Raw genomic sequence first — 15,852 nt, forward strand, 5'->3', positions numbered from 1 at the left:
CCGCGCCGCCGGCCGAGTCCGGATCCTAAGGAACCTCCGGGGAGGAGGCCCGTGGCACGGGCCTCCTCCCCGGAGGTCTTCGCTGCCCGCGCCACCGTCCGGGCGGGCCCGGCGTCAGGCGGTGGAGGGGACGGCGCAGCGTGCGGTGCTGCCCCGGGGCACGCACCGGGCGGTGGGCGACCACCGCTCGGCGACCGGGAGGCCGTCGACCAGTTCCAGCACCGACTCGGCCACCAGTACGCCGTACTGGTGCACGTCCACGCTCATGGTGGTCAGCGGCGGCGACGCCAGGCGGCACATCGTCGAGTCGTCCCAGGCGATCAGGCTGAGCCGCTCGGGGACGGCGACGCCCATCTCCTTGGCAGCGCCCAGCCCGGCGACCGCCATCACGTCGTTGTCGTAGAGGATCGCGGTGGGCGGCTCCGGCCGGCGCAGCAGCTCCGCGGTGAGCCCGGCCCCCGACTCGTCGGAGTAGTCGCCCTCGACGACCACCGGTTCGACACCGGCCTCCCGGCACCCCTGAACCAGTGCCTCGGTGCGGGCACGGGTGTGCAGCAGTCCCGCCGGGCCGCTGACCCGGGCGATACGGCGGTGGCCGAGGTCGAGCAGGTGCGCCAGCGCCTCGCGCACCGGACCCGCGTCGTCGGTGCGGACCGCGGGCATGGGCGTGCCTCCGCCGCCGCCCGCCTCCGCTCCGCCTCCGGGGGCGTCACTGCCCGCACCCGCCAGGACGGCGGGCAGCCCCAGTTCGCGCAGGACCGGCAGCCGCCGGTCGTCGACGGTGCGGTTGACCACCACGACCGCCTCGACCAGCCCGCGCTCCGCCCACCGGCGGTAGGCGGCGATCTCCGCCTCCTGGTCCGCCACGACGTGCAGCAGGAGGGACAGGCCGCGCTCGGCGAGCCGTTCTTCGATGCCGGCGATGAACTCCATGAAGAACGGCTCGATGCCCAGCAGCCTCGCGGGACGCGCGAGCACCAGCCCGACGGCTCCCGAGAACCCGGCGCCCGCCGTCCCGGTGTGTTCCGAAGCGTCCACTCAGTACCGCACCACCGGAGCGCTCAGGGCGTTGGCGGAGCGCAGCACCGGCGGCTCCGTCAGCACGGCGGGGTCGATGTCGGCGTCGGTCCGCACGGTGAAGGAGCGGCTCTCCCCCGCCGGCAGGGACACCAGCATCTCGTCCACGACCGCGTCGGGGGCGACCCGGTCGGCCAGGACCGCGATGTCGCGCGCGAACGACGAGGCCCTCACGTCCACCCGGTAGCCGCCCGGGACGGCGACGGCCTCGGCCTTGAGCGGCGCGGGGTCGTAGTCCAGCTCCACGTCCTCGGCGAAGAGGTGCACGGCGCGTGCGTCCGGCGCGGTGGCCACCAGCACCTCCCTGCGTGCGTCGTCCGGGCTGACCAGTGACGTGTCCAGTTCGGTAGGGGCGACCGAGCGGGGCGGCACGTCGAGGGAAAGCTTAACGCTCCGCAGTGCGATGCCCGCGAAGGTCTGCCGTTCCAGGAGCAGCTCGCCCCTCCACGGCTCGTCGTGGTCGTTGACCGCGATCAGGACGGGCCGGCCGTCGCGGGGCTGGACGGTCAGCAGCCGGGGCGCGTAGGCGTGGCGCAGCCCGTACCACAGCGGCTTGGGCCGCTCGCCGCCGTCCACCGCCGCCCAGGAGGTGACCGGCCAGCAGTCGTTGAGCTGCCAGACGACCGCCCCGGCCGTCCGCGGCCACCAGGAGCGGAAGTGCTCGATGCCGAAGGCGACCGCGCGGGCCTGGTTGAGCTGGGTCGCCCAGTGCCAGTCCTCGAAGGTCCTCGGCTCGGGCAGGTGGGGTGCCATGCCGCGGGCGAGCTTGTCGTTGCCCTCCTCGGCCTTCTGGTGCAGCAGGAAGGCCGGCGAGGTCGGCGTCATCGGCTCGTCGTGGATCCACTGCGTCAGGGTCGCCCAGGTCGGGGGTCCCTGGAAGCCGAACTCCGAGCAGAACCGCGGGATGTGGTCGCGGTAGTGGGTGTAGTCGGCGCGGTTCCACACCTCCCACTCGTGCCGGGTGCCGTGGTCCTGGTCGTTGGGGTGGGTCCCGTCGATCGGCGCGCCGGGGCTGTAGGGGCTGTTGGCGCAGTAGAAGCGGGTCGGGTCGAGTTCGGCCACGATGGAGGGCAGCAGCTCGGTGTAGTAGCGCAGGCCCCAGGTGCGGCCCTGGAGCTGCTCGGGCCAGCCCCAGTCGCGGAAGCCCCACATGTTCTCGTTGGCGCCGTTCCACAGGGCCAGGGAGGGGTGCGGGGTGAGACGGGCGACGTTCTCGCGGGCCTCGGCCTCGATCTCGCTCCACAGCGGTTCCTCCTCGGGGTAGGAGGCGCAGGCGAAGGGGAAGTCCTGCCAGACCAGGACGCCGCGCTCGTCGCAGACGTCGTAGAAGTCCTCGGTCTCGTAGATGCCGCCGCCCCACACCCGCAGCAGGTTCATGTGGGCGCCGACGGCCTGGTCCACGCGGCGCTCGATCCGCTCGCGGGTGATCCGGGTCAGGAAGTGGTCGTCGGGGATCCAGTTGGCGCCCTTGACGAAGACGGGCCTGCCGTTGACGACGACGGTGAAGGGGGTGCCGATCTCGTCGGGTGCGGTGTCCACGGTGACGGTCCGGAAGCCGATGCGGCGCTCCCAGGTGTCCAGCGGCTCCCGGGAGCCGGCCTCCCCGGGGACGCCGAGGGTCACGGCGAGGCCGTACAGGGGCTGGTCTCCGTATCCGGCGGGCCACCACAGGCGGGCGCCGGGGACGGTGACGGTGACGGTGACGGTCGCGGCCGTCTCGCCCGCGGGTACGGTGGCGCGCTCGGTGCGGCCGTCCACGGTGGCGGTCAGCTCCAGGGGGGCGTCCCCGCCGGCTCCGTCCGGGCCGGAGCGCTCGACGTCGACGTGGATCTCGGCGCGTCCGGTGCCGTCGGCGTCCACCGTCACCAGCGGGCGCACCCGCGCCAGGCGCGCGGTGTGCCAGCGCTCCAGGCGCACCGGCTTCCAGATGCCCGCGGTCTGCAGGTCCGGTCCCCAGTCCCAGCCGAAGCTGCAGGCCATCTTGCGGACCATGTTGAAGGGGTGCGGGTAGACGTGGTCGCGGCGGCCGAGGTTCCGCTCGACCTCCTCGGCGTACTCCAGTGCGGAGCGGAAGGAGACGGCCAGCTCCTGGGTGCCGCCGGTCAGGGCGTCGCGGACGTCGAAGCGGTAGGCGCGGTGCATGTTGGCCGTGCTGCCCAGCACCTTCCCGTCCAGTTCGACGGTGGCCACGGTGTCCAGGCCGTCGAAGACGAGGTCCACCCGCTCCCCGGGCTCCGCGGCGTCGGCCGTGAGGGCGAGCGTGTAGCGCCAGTCGGTGCGGTGGGCCCAGGCCAGCTCCTCCTCGGCCCGGTCCAGGTAGGGGTCGGGGATCAGGCCGGCCGCGAGCAGGTCCAGGTGGGCGCTGCCCGGCACGGCGGCCGGTACGGTCCGGCCCGCGACGCCTGCGGGGACCGGCCCCCCGGTCGCCGACAACTGCCAGCCGTCGTGCAGGGTTTGGCGGATCATCGGCGCTCACTCCTTGGTCGGCTCCGCGGCGCGGAGCGGCTGTTCTGGGAAGGCGTCCGGGAGAGGACGGGAGAGACGGGGGTCGGGAAGGGGCGGGAGAGACGGGGTTGGGAAGGGGCGGGAGAGACGAAGTCGGGCGGAGAGAAGGCGGTCGGAGGACGGACGGGAAAAGGCGGCCGGCCTCCGGTGGATTTCTCCCTCACGGGCCGAGTATCGTCGCCCGAGATTCTTACGCCACCGAACAAAGTAAGTCAACGGCGCCTCCGGCGCCGGTTGGCCAGGACGGAGACACACCGTGGCATCACGTTCCGCTCCCCTTCCCCTCGATGTGACGCACCTGCGGGCGGCCGGCGTCAGCCTCGTACTGGACCTGACCGGCGGCACCCTCCCCCGGGTCCTGCACTGGGGTGCCGACCTCGGCACGCTCGGCCCCGAGGAGCTGGGCTCCCTGCGGCTGGCCGGGGCGCCGCAGCCCATCGGCTTCTCCGTGGACGGCCCGGTCGAGGTCTCGGTGCTGCCCGAGCAGTCGGCCGGCTGGCTGGGCACCCCCGGCCTGGTGGGCAACCGCGGCGGCCGGGACTTCTCCACCGCCTTCGCCGTCCGCGAGGCCGCCCTCACCGGGCCCGCGGAGGGGTCCCGCTCCCCCGGCGGCGGAGGCGGCGCCACCGTCACCGTCCTCGCCCGCGACGAGGCCGCGGCCCTGGATCTGGAGCTGGTGATCGAGCTGACCGCGTCCGGACTGGTGCGCCAGCGCGCCACGGTCGCCAACCGCGGCTCCTCCCCCTTCACCGTCGACGCCGTGAACCTCACGCTGCCGGTGCCCGCCGAAGCCGTCGAGCTGCTGGACTTCACCGGGCACCACCTGCGCGAACGCAGCCCGCAGCGCACCGCCTTCACCCAGGGGCTGCGGATGCGGGAGAACCGCACCGGCCGCACCGGCTACGACAGCGCCTACCTGCTGGCCGCGGGCACCGCGGACTTCGGCAACCGCTCGGGCGAGGTGTGGGCCGTGCACACCGCGTGGTCCGGCAACCACCGCACCTTCGCCGAGCGCACCTTCCACTCGGTGTCGCTGCTGGGCTCGGGCGAGCTGATGCTCTCCGGCGAGGTGGTGCTGGAGCCCGGGGAGTCCTACGCCTCCCCCTGGCAGTACGGCTCCTACGGGCGGCACGGCCTGGACGAGGTCTCCGCCCGCTTCCACCGCTGGCTGCGCTCCCGCCCGCACCACCCCTCCACGCCCCGGCCGGTCACCCTCAACACCTGGGAGGCGGTCTACTTCGACCACGATCTGGACCGGCTGCGCGCCCTGGCCGACGCGGCCGCCGCGGTGGGCGCGGAGCGCTTCGTCCTGGACGACGGCTGGTTCGGCTCGCGCCGCGACGACCGGCGCGCCCTGGGCGACTGGTACGTCTCGGACGAGGTGTGGCCGGACGGACTGGGCCCGCTGACCGGTCATGTCACCGGCCTGGGCATGCAGTTCGGCCTCTGGGTCGAGCCGGAGATGGTCAACGAGGACTCCGACCTGGCCCGCGCCCACCCCGACTGGGTCATGGCCGCCGGCGACCGGCTGCCCGGCGCGGCCCGCCACCAGCAGGTCCTCGACCTGGCCCGCCCGGAGGCGTTCGCGTACATCCTCGGGCGCCTGGACGAGCTGCTGGAGGCGTACCCCATCGCGTATCTGAAGTGGGACCACAACCGGGACCTGGTGGACGCCGGGCACCGGCCCACCGGCCGCGCCGGCGTGCACGGCCAGACCCGGGCGGTCTACCGGCTGATGGACGAGCTGCGCCGCCGCCACCCCGGGGTGGAGATCGAGTCCTGCTCCTCCGGCGGCGGACGGGTGGACCTGGAGATCCTCCAGCGCACCGACCGGGTGTGGGTCTCGGACTGCATCGACGCCCTGGAGCGCCAGACCATCCAGCGCTGGACGAACGCCCTGATCCCCCTCGAACTCATGGGCACCCACGTGGGGTCGGACGTCGCGCACACCACCGGGCGCCGCCACCCGGTCGACTTCCGGGCGGGCACGGCGCTGTTCGGGCACTTCGGCATCGAGTGGGACCTGACCGCCGCCGCGCCGGAGGAGCTGGCGCGGCTGGCGCAGTGGGTGGACCTCTACAAGGAGCTGCGCGGCCTGCTCCACACCGGCGTCCGTGTCCACGCCGACCACCCGGACCCGGCCCACCGGCTGCACGGGGTGGTCGCCGAGGACGGCTCGGACGCGGTGTACGCCCTCGTCGCCACCGCCTCCTCCGCGATGTACCCGGCCGGTGCGATCCGGCTGCCGGGGCTGGACGCGGACGCCGTCTACCGGGTGCGGCCGCAGGCCCCCGGCGACCTGCCGGACGGCAACGCCCACCACTGGGGCGTCCGCCTGCCCTGGTGGACGCCGGAGGGTGTGCGGCTGCCGGGCCGGGTGCTGGCGGCCGCGGGGCTCCAGGCCCCGGTGCTCCACCCCGAGCGGCTGGTGCTGCTGCGCGCGACCCGGGTGTGAGCCGTGCGCTCGGTGGCGGACCGGCGAAGGCCGGCCCGCCACCGAGCACCGGCGCGCGGACGGGGCACGCCTCGCGATCCCGGTGCGCGCCGGGCACCGGCAGGGCGGGCACGGGGCGTGCGGACGGGACGCGGGGACCCGGGACACCTCGGCACTCCTCGTCGCCGTGAGCGGCCCCGCGGGCGGACCGCCCGCGGGGCGTGCGCGGGGCGTGCGCGGTCCCGGGCCGCCGGGGCCCGGGACCGGGAAGCGCTGGTCCCGGCGGCCGGCGACGTGCCGTACCGCCGGGCGGGCCTACGCGGTGGCCGTTCCCTCGGCCGCCGGCCGGCCGGCGCGGTCGGCGGAGTCGGCCCCGGGGCGCAGCCAGCACTTCGCGTAGTGGTCGTAACCCACCTCGAAGTCCTCCGGCATACGGGTGCAGGCCTCGAACGCCATGGGGCAGCGGTCCCGGAAGGTGCAGCCCGGATCGTCGCCGGGGAGGGTGGAGCCGCCCGCCGGCTCGATGCCCAGCGCCTCGGTGAGCCGGGCTCGGTCGCGGGCGTCGGGGTTGGGCGCGGCGGCCGCCAGGATCCTGGTGTACGGATGCCGCGGATTGAGGATGACCTCGTCCGCCGGCCCCCTCTCCACCACACGCCCTCGGTACATCACCAGGATGTCGTCGGAGAAGTGCCGCGCGGTGGCGAGGTCGTGGGTGATGTAGAGGACCGCGAGGTCGTCCTCGCGCTGGAGGCGGGCGAGCAGGTTGAGCACGCCCAGCCGGATGGAGACGTCCAGCATGGAGACCGGCTCGTCGGCGATGACGACCTGGGCTCCGGGCGCCAGGGCCCGGGCGATGGCCACGCGCTGGCGCATGCCGCCGGACAGCTCGTGGGGACGGCGCTGGGCGATGTCGGCGGCCGGGGTCAGATTGACGCGCTCCAGGAGCTGTTCGACCTTCTGTGCGACCTCCGCCTTCCCGCGGGCCCTGCCGTGCAGCTTCAGCGGACGGGCCAGGTGGTGCTCGACGGTGTGGAAGGGGTTGAGCGAGGCGAAGGGGTCCTGGAAGACCATCTGCACATGGTCGCGGTAGGCACGGTCGGCCACCCGCCTCCCGTCGGGGCCGGTGGCGGTGATCCCGCCCGCGGTGGGCTTCTCCAGACGGGCGATCATGCGGGCGACCGTCGACTTGCCCGACCCCGACTCACCGACCAGTGCGACCGTCCTGCCGGGGGCCAGGGTGAAGGAAACGTTGTCAACCGCGCGGAAACGGGAGTGGCGCAGGCCGGAGCGTATGGAGAAGTCCTTGGTCAGGCCGCGTACTTCGAGCGTCGTCATCGCGAGCCCGCCTCCTTCACGATCGTTTCGGTGCCGGTGCCGGTGCCGGTGCCGGTGCGCTCGCGGGCGCTGGACTCCCCGGTGCGGATGAACGCGCCCCGCTCGCCGGTGAGGCTGGGGAAGGAGTCGAGCAGCCTGCGGGTGTAGGGGTGCTTCGGGTCGTGGTGGATCTCGTCGGCGGTGGCGTACTCGACCACCTCGCCGTCGCGCATGACCGCGATGCGGTCGCTCAGCTCCAGCAGCAGCGGCAGGTCGTGGGTGATGAAGACGACGGCGAAGCCCAACTCGTCGCGGAAGCGCAGGATCTCCCTCAGGATGCCGCGCTGGACCACCACGTCGAGGGCGGTGGTGGGTTCGTCCATGATCATCACCTGGGGGTCGAGCAGCAGCGCCATGGCGATCATGACACGCTGCCGCATGCCCCCGGAGAGCTCGTGCGGGAAGGAGTCCAGCCGCCTCGGATCGACCCCGACCAGGCGGAGCACCTCGGCGCACCGCTCGCGGCGGGCCTGCGCGGACATCCCGGGGCGGTGGGTGGTGAGCACGTCCTCCAGCTGGGCCCGGATGGAGATGACCGGGTTCAGGGCGTTCATCGCGCCCTGGAAGACCATCGACAGCTTCGACCAGCGGAAGGCGCGCAGTTCCTCCTTGCCCAGGGCGAGCAGGTCGAGGTCGGAGCCGTCGCGGTCGTGGAAGACGACCGATCCCGAGGTGACCTCGGCCGGCGGCCGGTGCAGCCGGTTGATCGCGTACGCGAGCGTGGTCTTGCCGCAGCCGGACTCCCCGGCCAGGCCGAGGATCTCGCCGCGGCCGAGGGTGAGCGAGACGTCCTTGACGGCGTGGGTGGGCTTCTCGCCCCGGTAGGCCACGTTGAGGTTCTCCACCGTCAGGACGGCGTCCCGGCCGGAGTCCTCGCGGCCGGTGACGGAACGGGCCGCGGCCGTACGGGTCTTGCGCCCTCCGGCGCTCCCGCCCCCGCGGGTGCGGCGGGATGCGGCCGGGACGGTGCGCAGCTTGGGGTTGATGATCTCGTCGATGCTGAAGTTGATCAGGGAGAGGCCGCAGCCGAACAGCGCGATGATCAGGCCGGGCGGGCCGAACCACCACCACGCCTCCCGCTGGAGGGCGAAGCCGTTCTGGGCGTAGTAGAGCATCGTGCCGAGCGTGTCGGAGCCCGAGGCGCCCAGACCCAGGAAGGACAGGCCCGCCTCGCTGAGGATGGCCAGGATGACGGCGAACACGAACTGCGAGGCCATCAGCGGCAGCAGGTTGGGCAGGATCTCCACGGAAACGATTCGCCAGGGCTTCTCGCCCGCCACCTTCGCCGCGGCGACGTAGTCGCGGTTGCGCAGGGAGAGGGTCTGGGCGCGCAGCACCCGGGCGGAGGCCGCCCAGCCGGTGATCGCCAGGACGACCGCGATGGTCCACCAGCCGCGCTGCTCCGCGGGGACGAAGCCGGCGATGACGATCACCAGCGGCAGGCCGGGGATCACCAGCATCACGTTGGAGAACAGGGAGAAGCCCTCGTCCACCGCGCCGCCGGCGTAGCCGCCGATGACGCCGAAGACCGCGGAGAGCAAGGTGGCCAGGACGCCCACCAGCAGACCGATCTGCAGTGAGCCGCGGGTGGAGTGGGCCAGCAGGGCCAGCACGTCCTGGCCGGTCTGGGTGGTGCCCAGCCAGAACTCGCCGCCGGGCGGGGTCATGCTGATGTTGCGGATGGTGTCGGGGTCGCCGGTCAGCAGCGGTCCGAGGATCCCGAACAGGGCGATGGCGCCCACCAGGCCCAGGCCGATCCCGAGCTTGGGCGACCAGCGCGGCACCAGGGAGCGCCAGCCGCCGGAGCCGGGGCGCCGGGGGGCCGGGGAGACGCCGGTGGTGCCGGCCGGGGTGTCCGGCGCCGCGCCGGCGGTCTCGGCGGGCGGATTGATGTTCGTCACGGTGTCGGTTCCTCAGCTCTCAGTTGCCGGCGCGGGTGCGGGGGTCGATGAGGCCGTACAGCAGGTCGACGACCAGGTTGGCGCCCAGCACGGCCACCGTGATGACCAGGAAGATCCCCTGCATCAGGGCGTAGTCGTTGTTCTCCACGGCCTGCAGCAGCCTCGACCCGATGCCGGGGTAGGAGAAGACCTGCTCGGTGATGACCGAACCGGAGACCACGAAGCCGAGGGAGATCGCGAAGCCGGCGACGGACGGCAGGACCGCGTTGCGCGCGGCGTAGCGGGTCATGATGCGCCGGTCGCGCAGTCCCTTGGCCTGGGCGGTGAGGATGTAGTCCTCCGACACCGTCGAGACCATCATGTTCCGCATCCCCAGCAGCCAGCCGCCCACCGAGGAGATCACGATCGTCAGGGCGGGGAGGGTGCCGTGGTAGACCGCCGAGGCGATGAACTCGCCGTCCCAGCCCGGGGTGAGGATCACGTCGTACCCGCCGTTGAGCGGGAACCAGCTCAGGGCCGTGGCGAAGATCGCGACCAGGATCAGCGCCAGCCAGAAGTACGGCACCGCCGCGAGCACGGTGGTGGCCGGGATGAGCGAGTCCAGCCAGGAGCCGCGCTTCCACCCGACGACGGCGCCGAGCCCGACGCCGAGCAGGAAGGACAGCAGGGTGGCGATGCCCACCAGCACGATCGTCCAGGGCAGCGCGTCCCCGATGACGGTGGCGACCTCCGCCGGGAAGACGCTCACCGAGATGCCCAGGTCGCCGCGGAACAAGTTGGCCAGGTACGAGAAGTACTGGGTCACCAGCGGTTCGCCGGTGTCGGTTCCGAGGAGGAGCTCGTAGGATCTGCGGACCGACGGGTCGGTTGCGCCGCCTCGCTGTTGCAGCTTCGCCATGAGGGTGTCCACCGGGTTCCCCGGCATCATCCTCGGGATGAAGAAGTTCAGGGTCAGCGCCGCCCACAGGGCGACCAGATAGAACCCGAGCTTCCGGGCGTAGTACCTCACCGATCTCCGCCTATCACTGTGTGCCTCTCCTCGGAACCGTTCACTGCCGTGTCACCGCCGTGCCGGCCGCCGGGCCGTCACTTGCCGGCGGGCTTGAGGGCCTTGTAGATCTGGGCCTGGTCGGGGCGGCTCCAGACCGCCGGGACGGCGTAGAGGTTGTACTCCGTCGGCCAGCCCTCGAACTTGGAGGCGTGGTACTCGCTGGTGGTGCCGGCGGTGAGGATCGGGATGTAGGGCATGTCCTCCTCGATCCGGGTCTGGATGACGTCGTACTGCCTCTGGCGCTGCTCGGCCGCCTCGGGCGAGATCCTCTTCAGCTCCTTCAGCGCCCTGTCCACCCGCGGGTCGCTGTAGCGGGCGAAGTTCGGGTTCGCCGTCTCGCCGACCTTGGCGGTGGTCTCGCTGCTGAAGAAGTAGCTGTAGGTGTAGTAGGGGTCGGGCGTCGGCCCGGGGTACAGCGAGTCGATCAGCAGCTGGTACTTGCCCTGGCCACGGGCCTCGGACCACTCGTTCCAGGAGGACTGCTGGGAGGTCAGCTTGATGCCGGCCTTCTTGAGCTGCTCGGCCATGGTGTCGACGGCGGTGATGTAGTCGGTCCAGCCGGAGACGACCCGGACGGTCAGGGAGAGTTCCCTGCCGTCCTTGGCGTAGATGCCGTCCGGGCCCTTGGTGTAGCCGGCCTGCTCCAGCAGCCGCGTGGCCTTGGAGACGTTCGGCTTCATCGGGGCCAGGTTCTCCTTGAGCTTCTCCGAGACGAGCTCCTCGTTGCTCTCCACCAGCGCGAATCCGGGCGATATCTGGCTGGAGGTGCCCTGGAAGGCCAGCGAGTTGATCTGGGAGCGGTCCATGGCGTAGTAGATCGCCTTGCGCACCGCGGGGTCCGTCTGCGGGCCCTCGCAGCCCATCTCCGCGTCGGAGCAGGTCATCAGGGCGGTCTGGTTGATCGGGACGGTGACGGCCTTGTAACCCGGGTAGTTCTTCTCGACGTTCTTCATGTCCGGGACCGGGCCGGTCTGCCAGTCGATCTTCGCCGCCTTCAGGGCGTCCGCGCCGGCCTGGTTGCCCGACAGGGCGATGTAGCGGACCTGCTTGACGGCGGGCTCGCCGTCCCAGTAGCCGGGGTTGGCCTTGAGCGTGAAGGCCTGGCCCTTGAAGTCGCCCAGCAGGTAGGGGCCGGTGCCGACGGGCTTGGTGACGGTGTTCTTGGAGGGCTCCTCGAACGCCTTCCAGACGTGCTCGGGGACGATGAAGATCTTGCCCAGGATCTGCGGGCCGTCCATGTAGGACGGCTCGTCGAAGGTGATCTTCACATGGGTGTCGTCGACGGCCTCGGCCCTGCCCTTGTAGCCGGTGCCGTTCATCTCCTTGTACTTGGAGATCATGTCCAGCGTGAAGACGACGTCGTCGGCGGTGAACGCCTCGCCGTCCGACCACTTGACGCCCTCGCGCAGGGTGACCGAGAGCTCGGTGCCGTCCTCGTTCCAGGAGTACTCGGTGCCCAGCAGCGGCTCGGCCGGCTCGTCGCGGACCTGGTTGAAGTAGAAGAGCGACTCGAAGATCGTGCCCGCCCCCTCGTTCATGGTCGGCGAGAACGGGTTGAAGTTGGCCTGGTAGTCGCCCGCCTGCCCCGTGAAGACCACCAGGGTCTCGTCCTTGGCGCCGCCGCCGCTGCCGCCCGATCCCGAGCAGGCCGTGGCCAGCAGGGCGATCGCGGCCATCCCGGCCGCTGCGACGCGCGCGCGGCGGCGTCTTGCTTGCTGGAACATGGTGGATGGTTCCTCTCGTCCTGGAGGGGCACGTCCGTGTGCCGTTCGACCGCCTCGGGGGCGGCGGGTCGCTCAGTGGGGCGATTCTTAAGTCGCCGAAGAAAGAAAGTCAATACTCCTGCGGCGCCCCAGGGGCACAGAGACGCAAGTGAGACCAAGAGCTGGACGGGGCCCGGGAGGCGGCCGCCCCGGCACCGGGAGAAGTACGGGGAAGAATACGAGGGAAGACGCCTGGCGGGGGCCGTTCCCGGGAAGAGGCGCCGGGCGCCAGGGGTGTGCGGACGCCCGTCCGGGCGGGCACTTGCCCGTGTTCGATAGGCAAATAAACTAACGGTCCGTACACGCGCGGCGCGGACCGCGCGGAGCACATCGACAGCGATCCCGCCGCGGCGGGGCCGCGGGTGGAGGAACCAGTGAGCGGACCGGCTCGGGCCACGGCCCACGCGAGCAGCAGGGCGGCCGTCCTCGACGTGATCCGCGCGGCGGGCACCATCAGCCGGGTCGGCCTCATCAACGCCACCGGGTTCACCGGCGCGACGATCTCGACCGTCGTACGCCGCCTCATCGACGACGGGCTGGTGGTGGAGACCGGGCGCGCGGAGTCCACCGGCGGCAAGCGCCGCGTCCTGCTCCAGCTCAACCAGTCCTCCCGGTACGCGGTCGGAGTCCACCTCGACCACGCGGGCATCACCTACGTCCTCACCGACCTCGGCGGCTCGGTCGTCGCCCGGATGTCCCGGGCGGGCGCGGGGGCCGAGGACCCCCCGGCCGTCGTCGAGCGCATGGCCGGCGAGGTCGGCGCCCTCATCGAGGGCGTCGGCGTCGGGCGCGAACGGGTGCTGGGCCTGGGCCTGGTCTCCCCCGGCCCCCTGACCCCCACCAGCGGCATGCGGCTGACCCCGCCCCTGATGCGGCACTGGGAGGACTTCCCCCTCGACCGGGCCCTGAAGGAGGCCACCGGGCTGCCCGTGGTCTCCGACAACGACGCCACGGCGGCGGCCCTCGGTGAGCACTGGTCCGGCGGCGTCGGCGCGGCCGCGACCTTCGCCGCGCTCTACATGGGCACCGGCATCGGCGCGGGCCTGCTGGTCGACGGAATGACCTACCGCGGCGCCAGCGGGAACGCGGGCGAGATCGGCCACAGCTGCCTGGCCGTGGACGGCCCGGAGTGCTGGTGCGGGGCCCGGGGCTGCGTCGAGGCCCTGGCCGGGCCCTCCGCCGTCGTCGCCGCCGCCCGCGCCGACCGGGCACTGGCCCGCGCGGCCGGGCTGGACGGGGACTCCGGGCGCCGCCGGGCGTCGGTGACGGCGGACTTCGCGGCCGTCACCCGCGCCGCGCGCCGCGGCGAACCGGGGGCACGCGCCCTGCTGGAGCGCTCGGCGCGCTACCTGGCGGTGGCCGCCCGCACGCTGGCCAACATCATGGACCTGGAACTGCTGGTGCTGACCGGCCCGAGCCTGGCGATCGCGGGATCGGTGTACCTGCCGGTGGTGCGCGAGGAGCTGGACCGCGCGTTCTTCTCCCGCGCGGCGCACCCGGTCGCCGTCCGGCTCTCCCGGTCGGCCGCCACCGCGCCCGCGATCGGCGCCGCCGCCATGGTGCTGCAGTCGGAGCTCGTACCGCTGCGCCAGGGGCTGCGCCTGCCGGAGAACCTCAGGGACTCCGAGCCCGCCCCGGTGGAGCGGTCCAGCGCCTGAGACGGTCCGTGCCGGTCCGTACGCCGCGGCGCGGCCGGGCCCCGCGGCGGTCCCGCGGAGCCCGGCGACGGCCGTACCCCTCAGGCGGCGGTGACCCGCACCCCCTCGCCGCGGCCGGCGCGCGCGGTGCGCGCGAACAGCGAGCCCAGCGCCCACGCGCCGGGGCCGAGCGCGGCGATGAGGAGGAAGGCCCAGCAGAACATCGCCGCGGCCTCCCCACCGTTCTGTATCGGGAAGAGCGCGTCGGCCTGGTGCTTGACGAAGTAGGCGTACGCCATCGAGCCCGAGCAGAGCACCGCGGCGACACGGGTGCCGACGCCCAGCATCACCAGGCCGCCCCCGACGAGCTGGATGACGGCGGCCCACCAGGCGGGCCACTGGCCGACCCCGGGCACCTGGCCGCCGTGGGGTCCGCCGAGCACGTTGAAAAGGGTCGCCGCTCCGTGGCAGGCGAACAGCAGCCCCACCACGATCCGGTAGAGCCCGAGCACATGGTCCCTGTACCTGTCCAGCAGTTCCATCAGGTGTCCTCTCTCGGCCGTCCTGCCGCCGCTCACCGCGTCCTCGCGGGTGCCGCGACGGCCATGTCGTAAGCGAGCTGGGGGATGAACTGCCCGGCCGGCCCGGCGCAGCCGTCCGCCTCGCCGGGGAGCTTGACCCACAGGAATGCGGCGATCCTCTCGTCGCCGGTCCGGTCGGTCGTCGGGGTGCCGATCGCCCGCCCCGACGGATCGCACCACTGGCCTCCGGCGGGCCCGTTGCCGTTGCGGCTGGTGTCGATCACCGCACGCAGGTCCGGTGATCCGATCGCGTCCAGGACCGCCTTGGCGTAGGCGGTCTCGTCGGCGGTGCGGTTGTAGTTGGAGACGTTGGTGGAGATGCCGTCGGCGCTCTCGGTGATGCCGGCCGCCCTCAGCCGGGAGGCCATCTCCGCAGGCGGGTGCCAGTTCGAGTGCGCGGCGTCGAAGTACACCTTCGCGCGGGACGAGGCCGCCTTGAGCGCCTTGCCCGCGTAGGCCATCGACTCCCGGGTCCGGGCCTGCTGCTCGGCGCTCTGGCAGTTCGTCATCAGGGCCAGGACGTCCGGCTCGACGACGATGGCGGCCGGCCGGCCCTCCAGCCCGGCGGCCAGCTCGTCGATCCACTGCCGGTAGGCGGAGTGGCTGGAGGCCCCGCCTCCGCTGGCGCCGCCGCAGTCGCGGTTGGGCATGTTGTAGACCACCAGGATCGGGATCCCGCCCGCCTCCTCGGCGGCCGTGACGAGCGAGTCCACCTCGGCGCGGACCGTGCCGGTGTTGGTCGTGGTGAACCACTGGCCCTGCGGGACGGAGGCGATCCGGTCGCGGATCACGGGCGCGCGCGAGTCTCCCGGATTGGCCACCACCCAGCGGGCGGCCTGGGTGTCGGGATTGACGTAGTAGGGCGAGGCCGCGTCGGCGGTCGCCTGCGCGGCCTCGCCCGGCAGGAGCAGCGCCGCGCCGGCGGCCGCCAGCGCTGCCGCGGCCAGCGCGAGCGCGCGACCGGTCGGTGGAAGGGTCTTGCGGAGCATGCGTACTCCTCGGTGGGGGGACACGGACCGCTGTTCGCCGGCGGCCCGTCGCGACTCCGGACAGTCCGGTCCCCGCTTCCGCACGACCTGGACGGAGTGTGTCCATGCCATGTGGAAGCCCGGGGCTCGGCCGGGCGTGGGGGCCGGGAGAGCACGGTCACCGGATCGGCGGTGCGGTGCCGCGGTGGACGCCGACCGTCGGCGGCCGACCGCCGATCCGGAGCATGTGATCTGGACCACTGCATGGGAGCGCTCCCAAAGAGAGTAGCGACACTGGGGTCCGAGTCAAGGGAAACTGCACGGTAGCCGAACGGCGACGCCCGCCTGAACAGGCATGCGGCAACAGAAGGGGCATCGCGACACCTCCCGGGGACGCCGCCCCTCGCCGACACCTCCATGGGAGCGATCCCAAAAGCAGGTCCGGAGCGCCCCTCCGCCCCGCCCGGCACTTCCGGCTCCCCCCTCCCCTCACTTGTCAGGAGGAGTGCGCCGGGGGCAGGGTGGCGGTGTCCCTGACCGCCGCCGGCCGTCGCGGGCGGG

The 15,852-nt window shown here is 72.8% G+C and carries 10 protein-coding genes; 2 read left to right on the top strand and 8 right to left on the bottom strand.

Going from position 1 to position 15,852, the window contains the following annotated elements:
- Positions 1–114: 114 nt before the first annotated feature.
- Complete coding sequence (locus BMY40_RS06680; RefSeq protein WP_093656426.1) at positions 115–1,038, bottom strand: LacI family DNA-binding transcriptional regulator; 924 nt, start codon at positions 1,036–1,038, stop codon at positions 115–117.
- Positions 1,039–3,543: a glycoside hydrolase family 2 protein gene (locus tag BMY40_RS06685; RefSeq protein WP_093656428.1), complete on the bottom strand. Its 2,505-nt coding sequence runs from the start codon at positions 3,541–3,543 to the stop codon at positions 1,039–1,041.
- A gap of 295 nt (positions 3,544–3,838) precedes the next feature.
- Between BMY40_RS06685 and BMY40_RS06690 the strand changes: the two genes are divergently transcribed.
- Positions 3,839–6,037, top strand: a complete 2,199-nt coding sequence (locus BMY40_RS06690) for an alpha-galactosidase (protein WP_093656430.1) — start codon at positions 3,839–3,841, stop codon at positions 6,035–6,037.
- 294 nt (positions 6,038–6,331) lie between these two features.
- Here BMY40_RS06690 and BMY40_RS06695 read toward each other — a convergent pair whose 3' ends face one another.
- The 4 genes from BMY40_RS06695 to BMY40_RS06710 all read right to left on the bottom strand — a co-directional run bounded on the left by BMY40_RS06695 (position 6,332) and on the right by BMY40_RS06710 (position 12,066).
- On the bottom strand, positions 6,332–7,351 hold the full coding sequence (locus BMY40_RS06695; protein ID WP_093656432.1) for an ABC transporter ATP-binding protein: 1,020 nt from the start codon (positions 7,349–7,351) through the stop codon (positions 6,332–6,334).
- Entirely contained in the window at positions 7,348–9,291 is a 1,944-nt protein-coding gene (locus tag BMY40_RS28465) for a dipeptide/oligopeptide/nickel ABC transporter permease/ATP-binding protein (protein ID WP_245769900.1), read from the bottom strand. The genes BMY40_RS06695 and BMY40_RS28465 overlap by 4 nt, the downstream gene beginning before the upstream one ends.
- A 19-nt stretch (positions 9,292–9,310) precedes the next feature.
- Entirely contained in the window at positions 9,311–10,300 is a 990-nt protein-coding gene (locus BMY40_RS06705) for an ABC transporter permease (protein WP_093656434.1), read from the bottom strand.
- A gap of 77 nt (positions 10,301–10,377) precedes the next feature.
- The gene (locus BMY40_RS06710; protein ID WP_093656436.1) at positions 10,378–12,066 is read right to left on the bottom strand and encodes an ABC transporter substrate-binding protein; all 1,689 of its coding nucleotides are present in this window, start codon (positions 12,064–12,066) and stop codon (positions 10,378–10,380) included.
- A gap of 413 nt (positions 12,067–12,479) precedes the next feature.
- Here BMY40_RS06710 and BMY40_RS06715 point away from each other — a divergent pair, with 413 nt between their 5' ends.
- Positions 12,480–13,763: an ROK family transcriptional regulator gene (locus tag BMY40_RS06715; RefSeq protein ID WP_093656438.1), complete on the top strand. Its 1,284-nt coding sequence runs from the start codon at positions 12,480–12,482 to the stop codon at positions 13,761–13,763.
- A gap of 80 nt (positions 13,764–13,843) precedes the next feature.
- Here the strand turns inward: BMY40_RS06715 and BMY40_RS06720 are convergent, their stop codons facing one another.
- Together BMY40_RS06720 and BMY40_RS06725 are read right to left on the bottom strand one after the other, a co-directional pair.
- Positions 13,844–14,284, bottom strand: a complete 441-nt coding sequence (locus BMY40_RS06720) for a DoxX family protein (RefSeq protein WP_093656440.1) — start codon at positions 14,282–14,284, stop codon at positions 13,844–13,846.
- 32 nt (positions 14,285–14,316) lie between these two features.
- Complete coding sequence (locus BMY40_RS06725; protein WP_093656442.1) at positions 14,317–15,312, bottom strand: glycoside hydrolase family 6 protein; 996 nt, start codon at positions 15,310–15,312, stop codon at positions 14,317–14,319.
- Between the last annotated feature and the right edge of the window lie 540 nt (positions 15,313–15,852).

It is taken from the genome of Streptomyces radiopugnans (genome assembly GCF_900110735.1).
GTDB classification, from domain to species: Bacteria; Actinomycetota; Actinomycetes; order Streptomycetales; family Streptomycetaceae; genus Streptomyces; species Streptomyces radiopugnans.

Coding starts and splice junctions, on each gene's coding strand:
- BMY40_RS06685 (WP_093656428.1), bottom strand. CDS start 3,543: ATGATCCGCCAAACCCTGCACGACGGCTGGCAGTTGTCGGCGACCGGG.
- BMY40_RS06695 (WP_093656432.1), bottom strand. CDS start 7,351: ATGACGACGCTCGAAGTACGCGGCCTGACCAAGGACTTCTCCATACGC.
- BMY40_RS06710 (WP_093656436.1), bottom strand. CDS start 12,066: ATGTTCCAGCAAGCAAGACGCCGCCGCGCGCGCGTCGCAGCGGCCGGG.
- BMY40_RS06720 (WP_093656440.1), bottom strand. CDS start 14,284: ATGGAACTGCTGGACAGGTACAGGGACCATGTGCTCGGGCTCTACCGG.
- BMY40_RS06725 (WP_093656442.1), bottom strand. CDS start 15,312: ATGCTCCGCAAGACCCTTCCACCGACCGGTCGCGCGCTCGCGCTGGCC.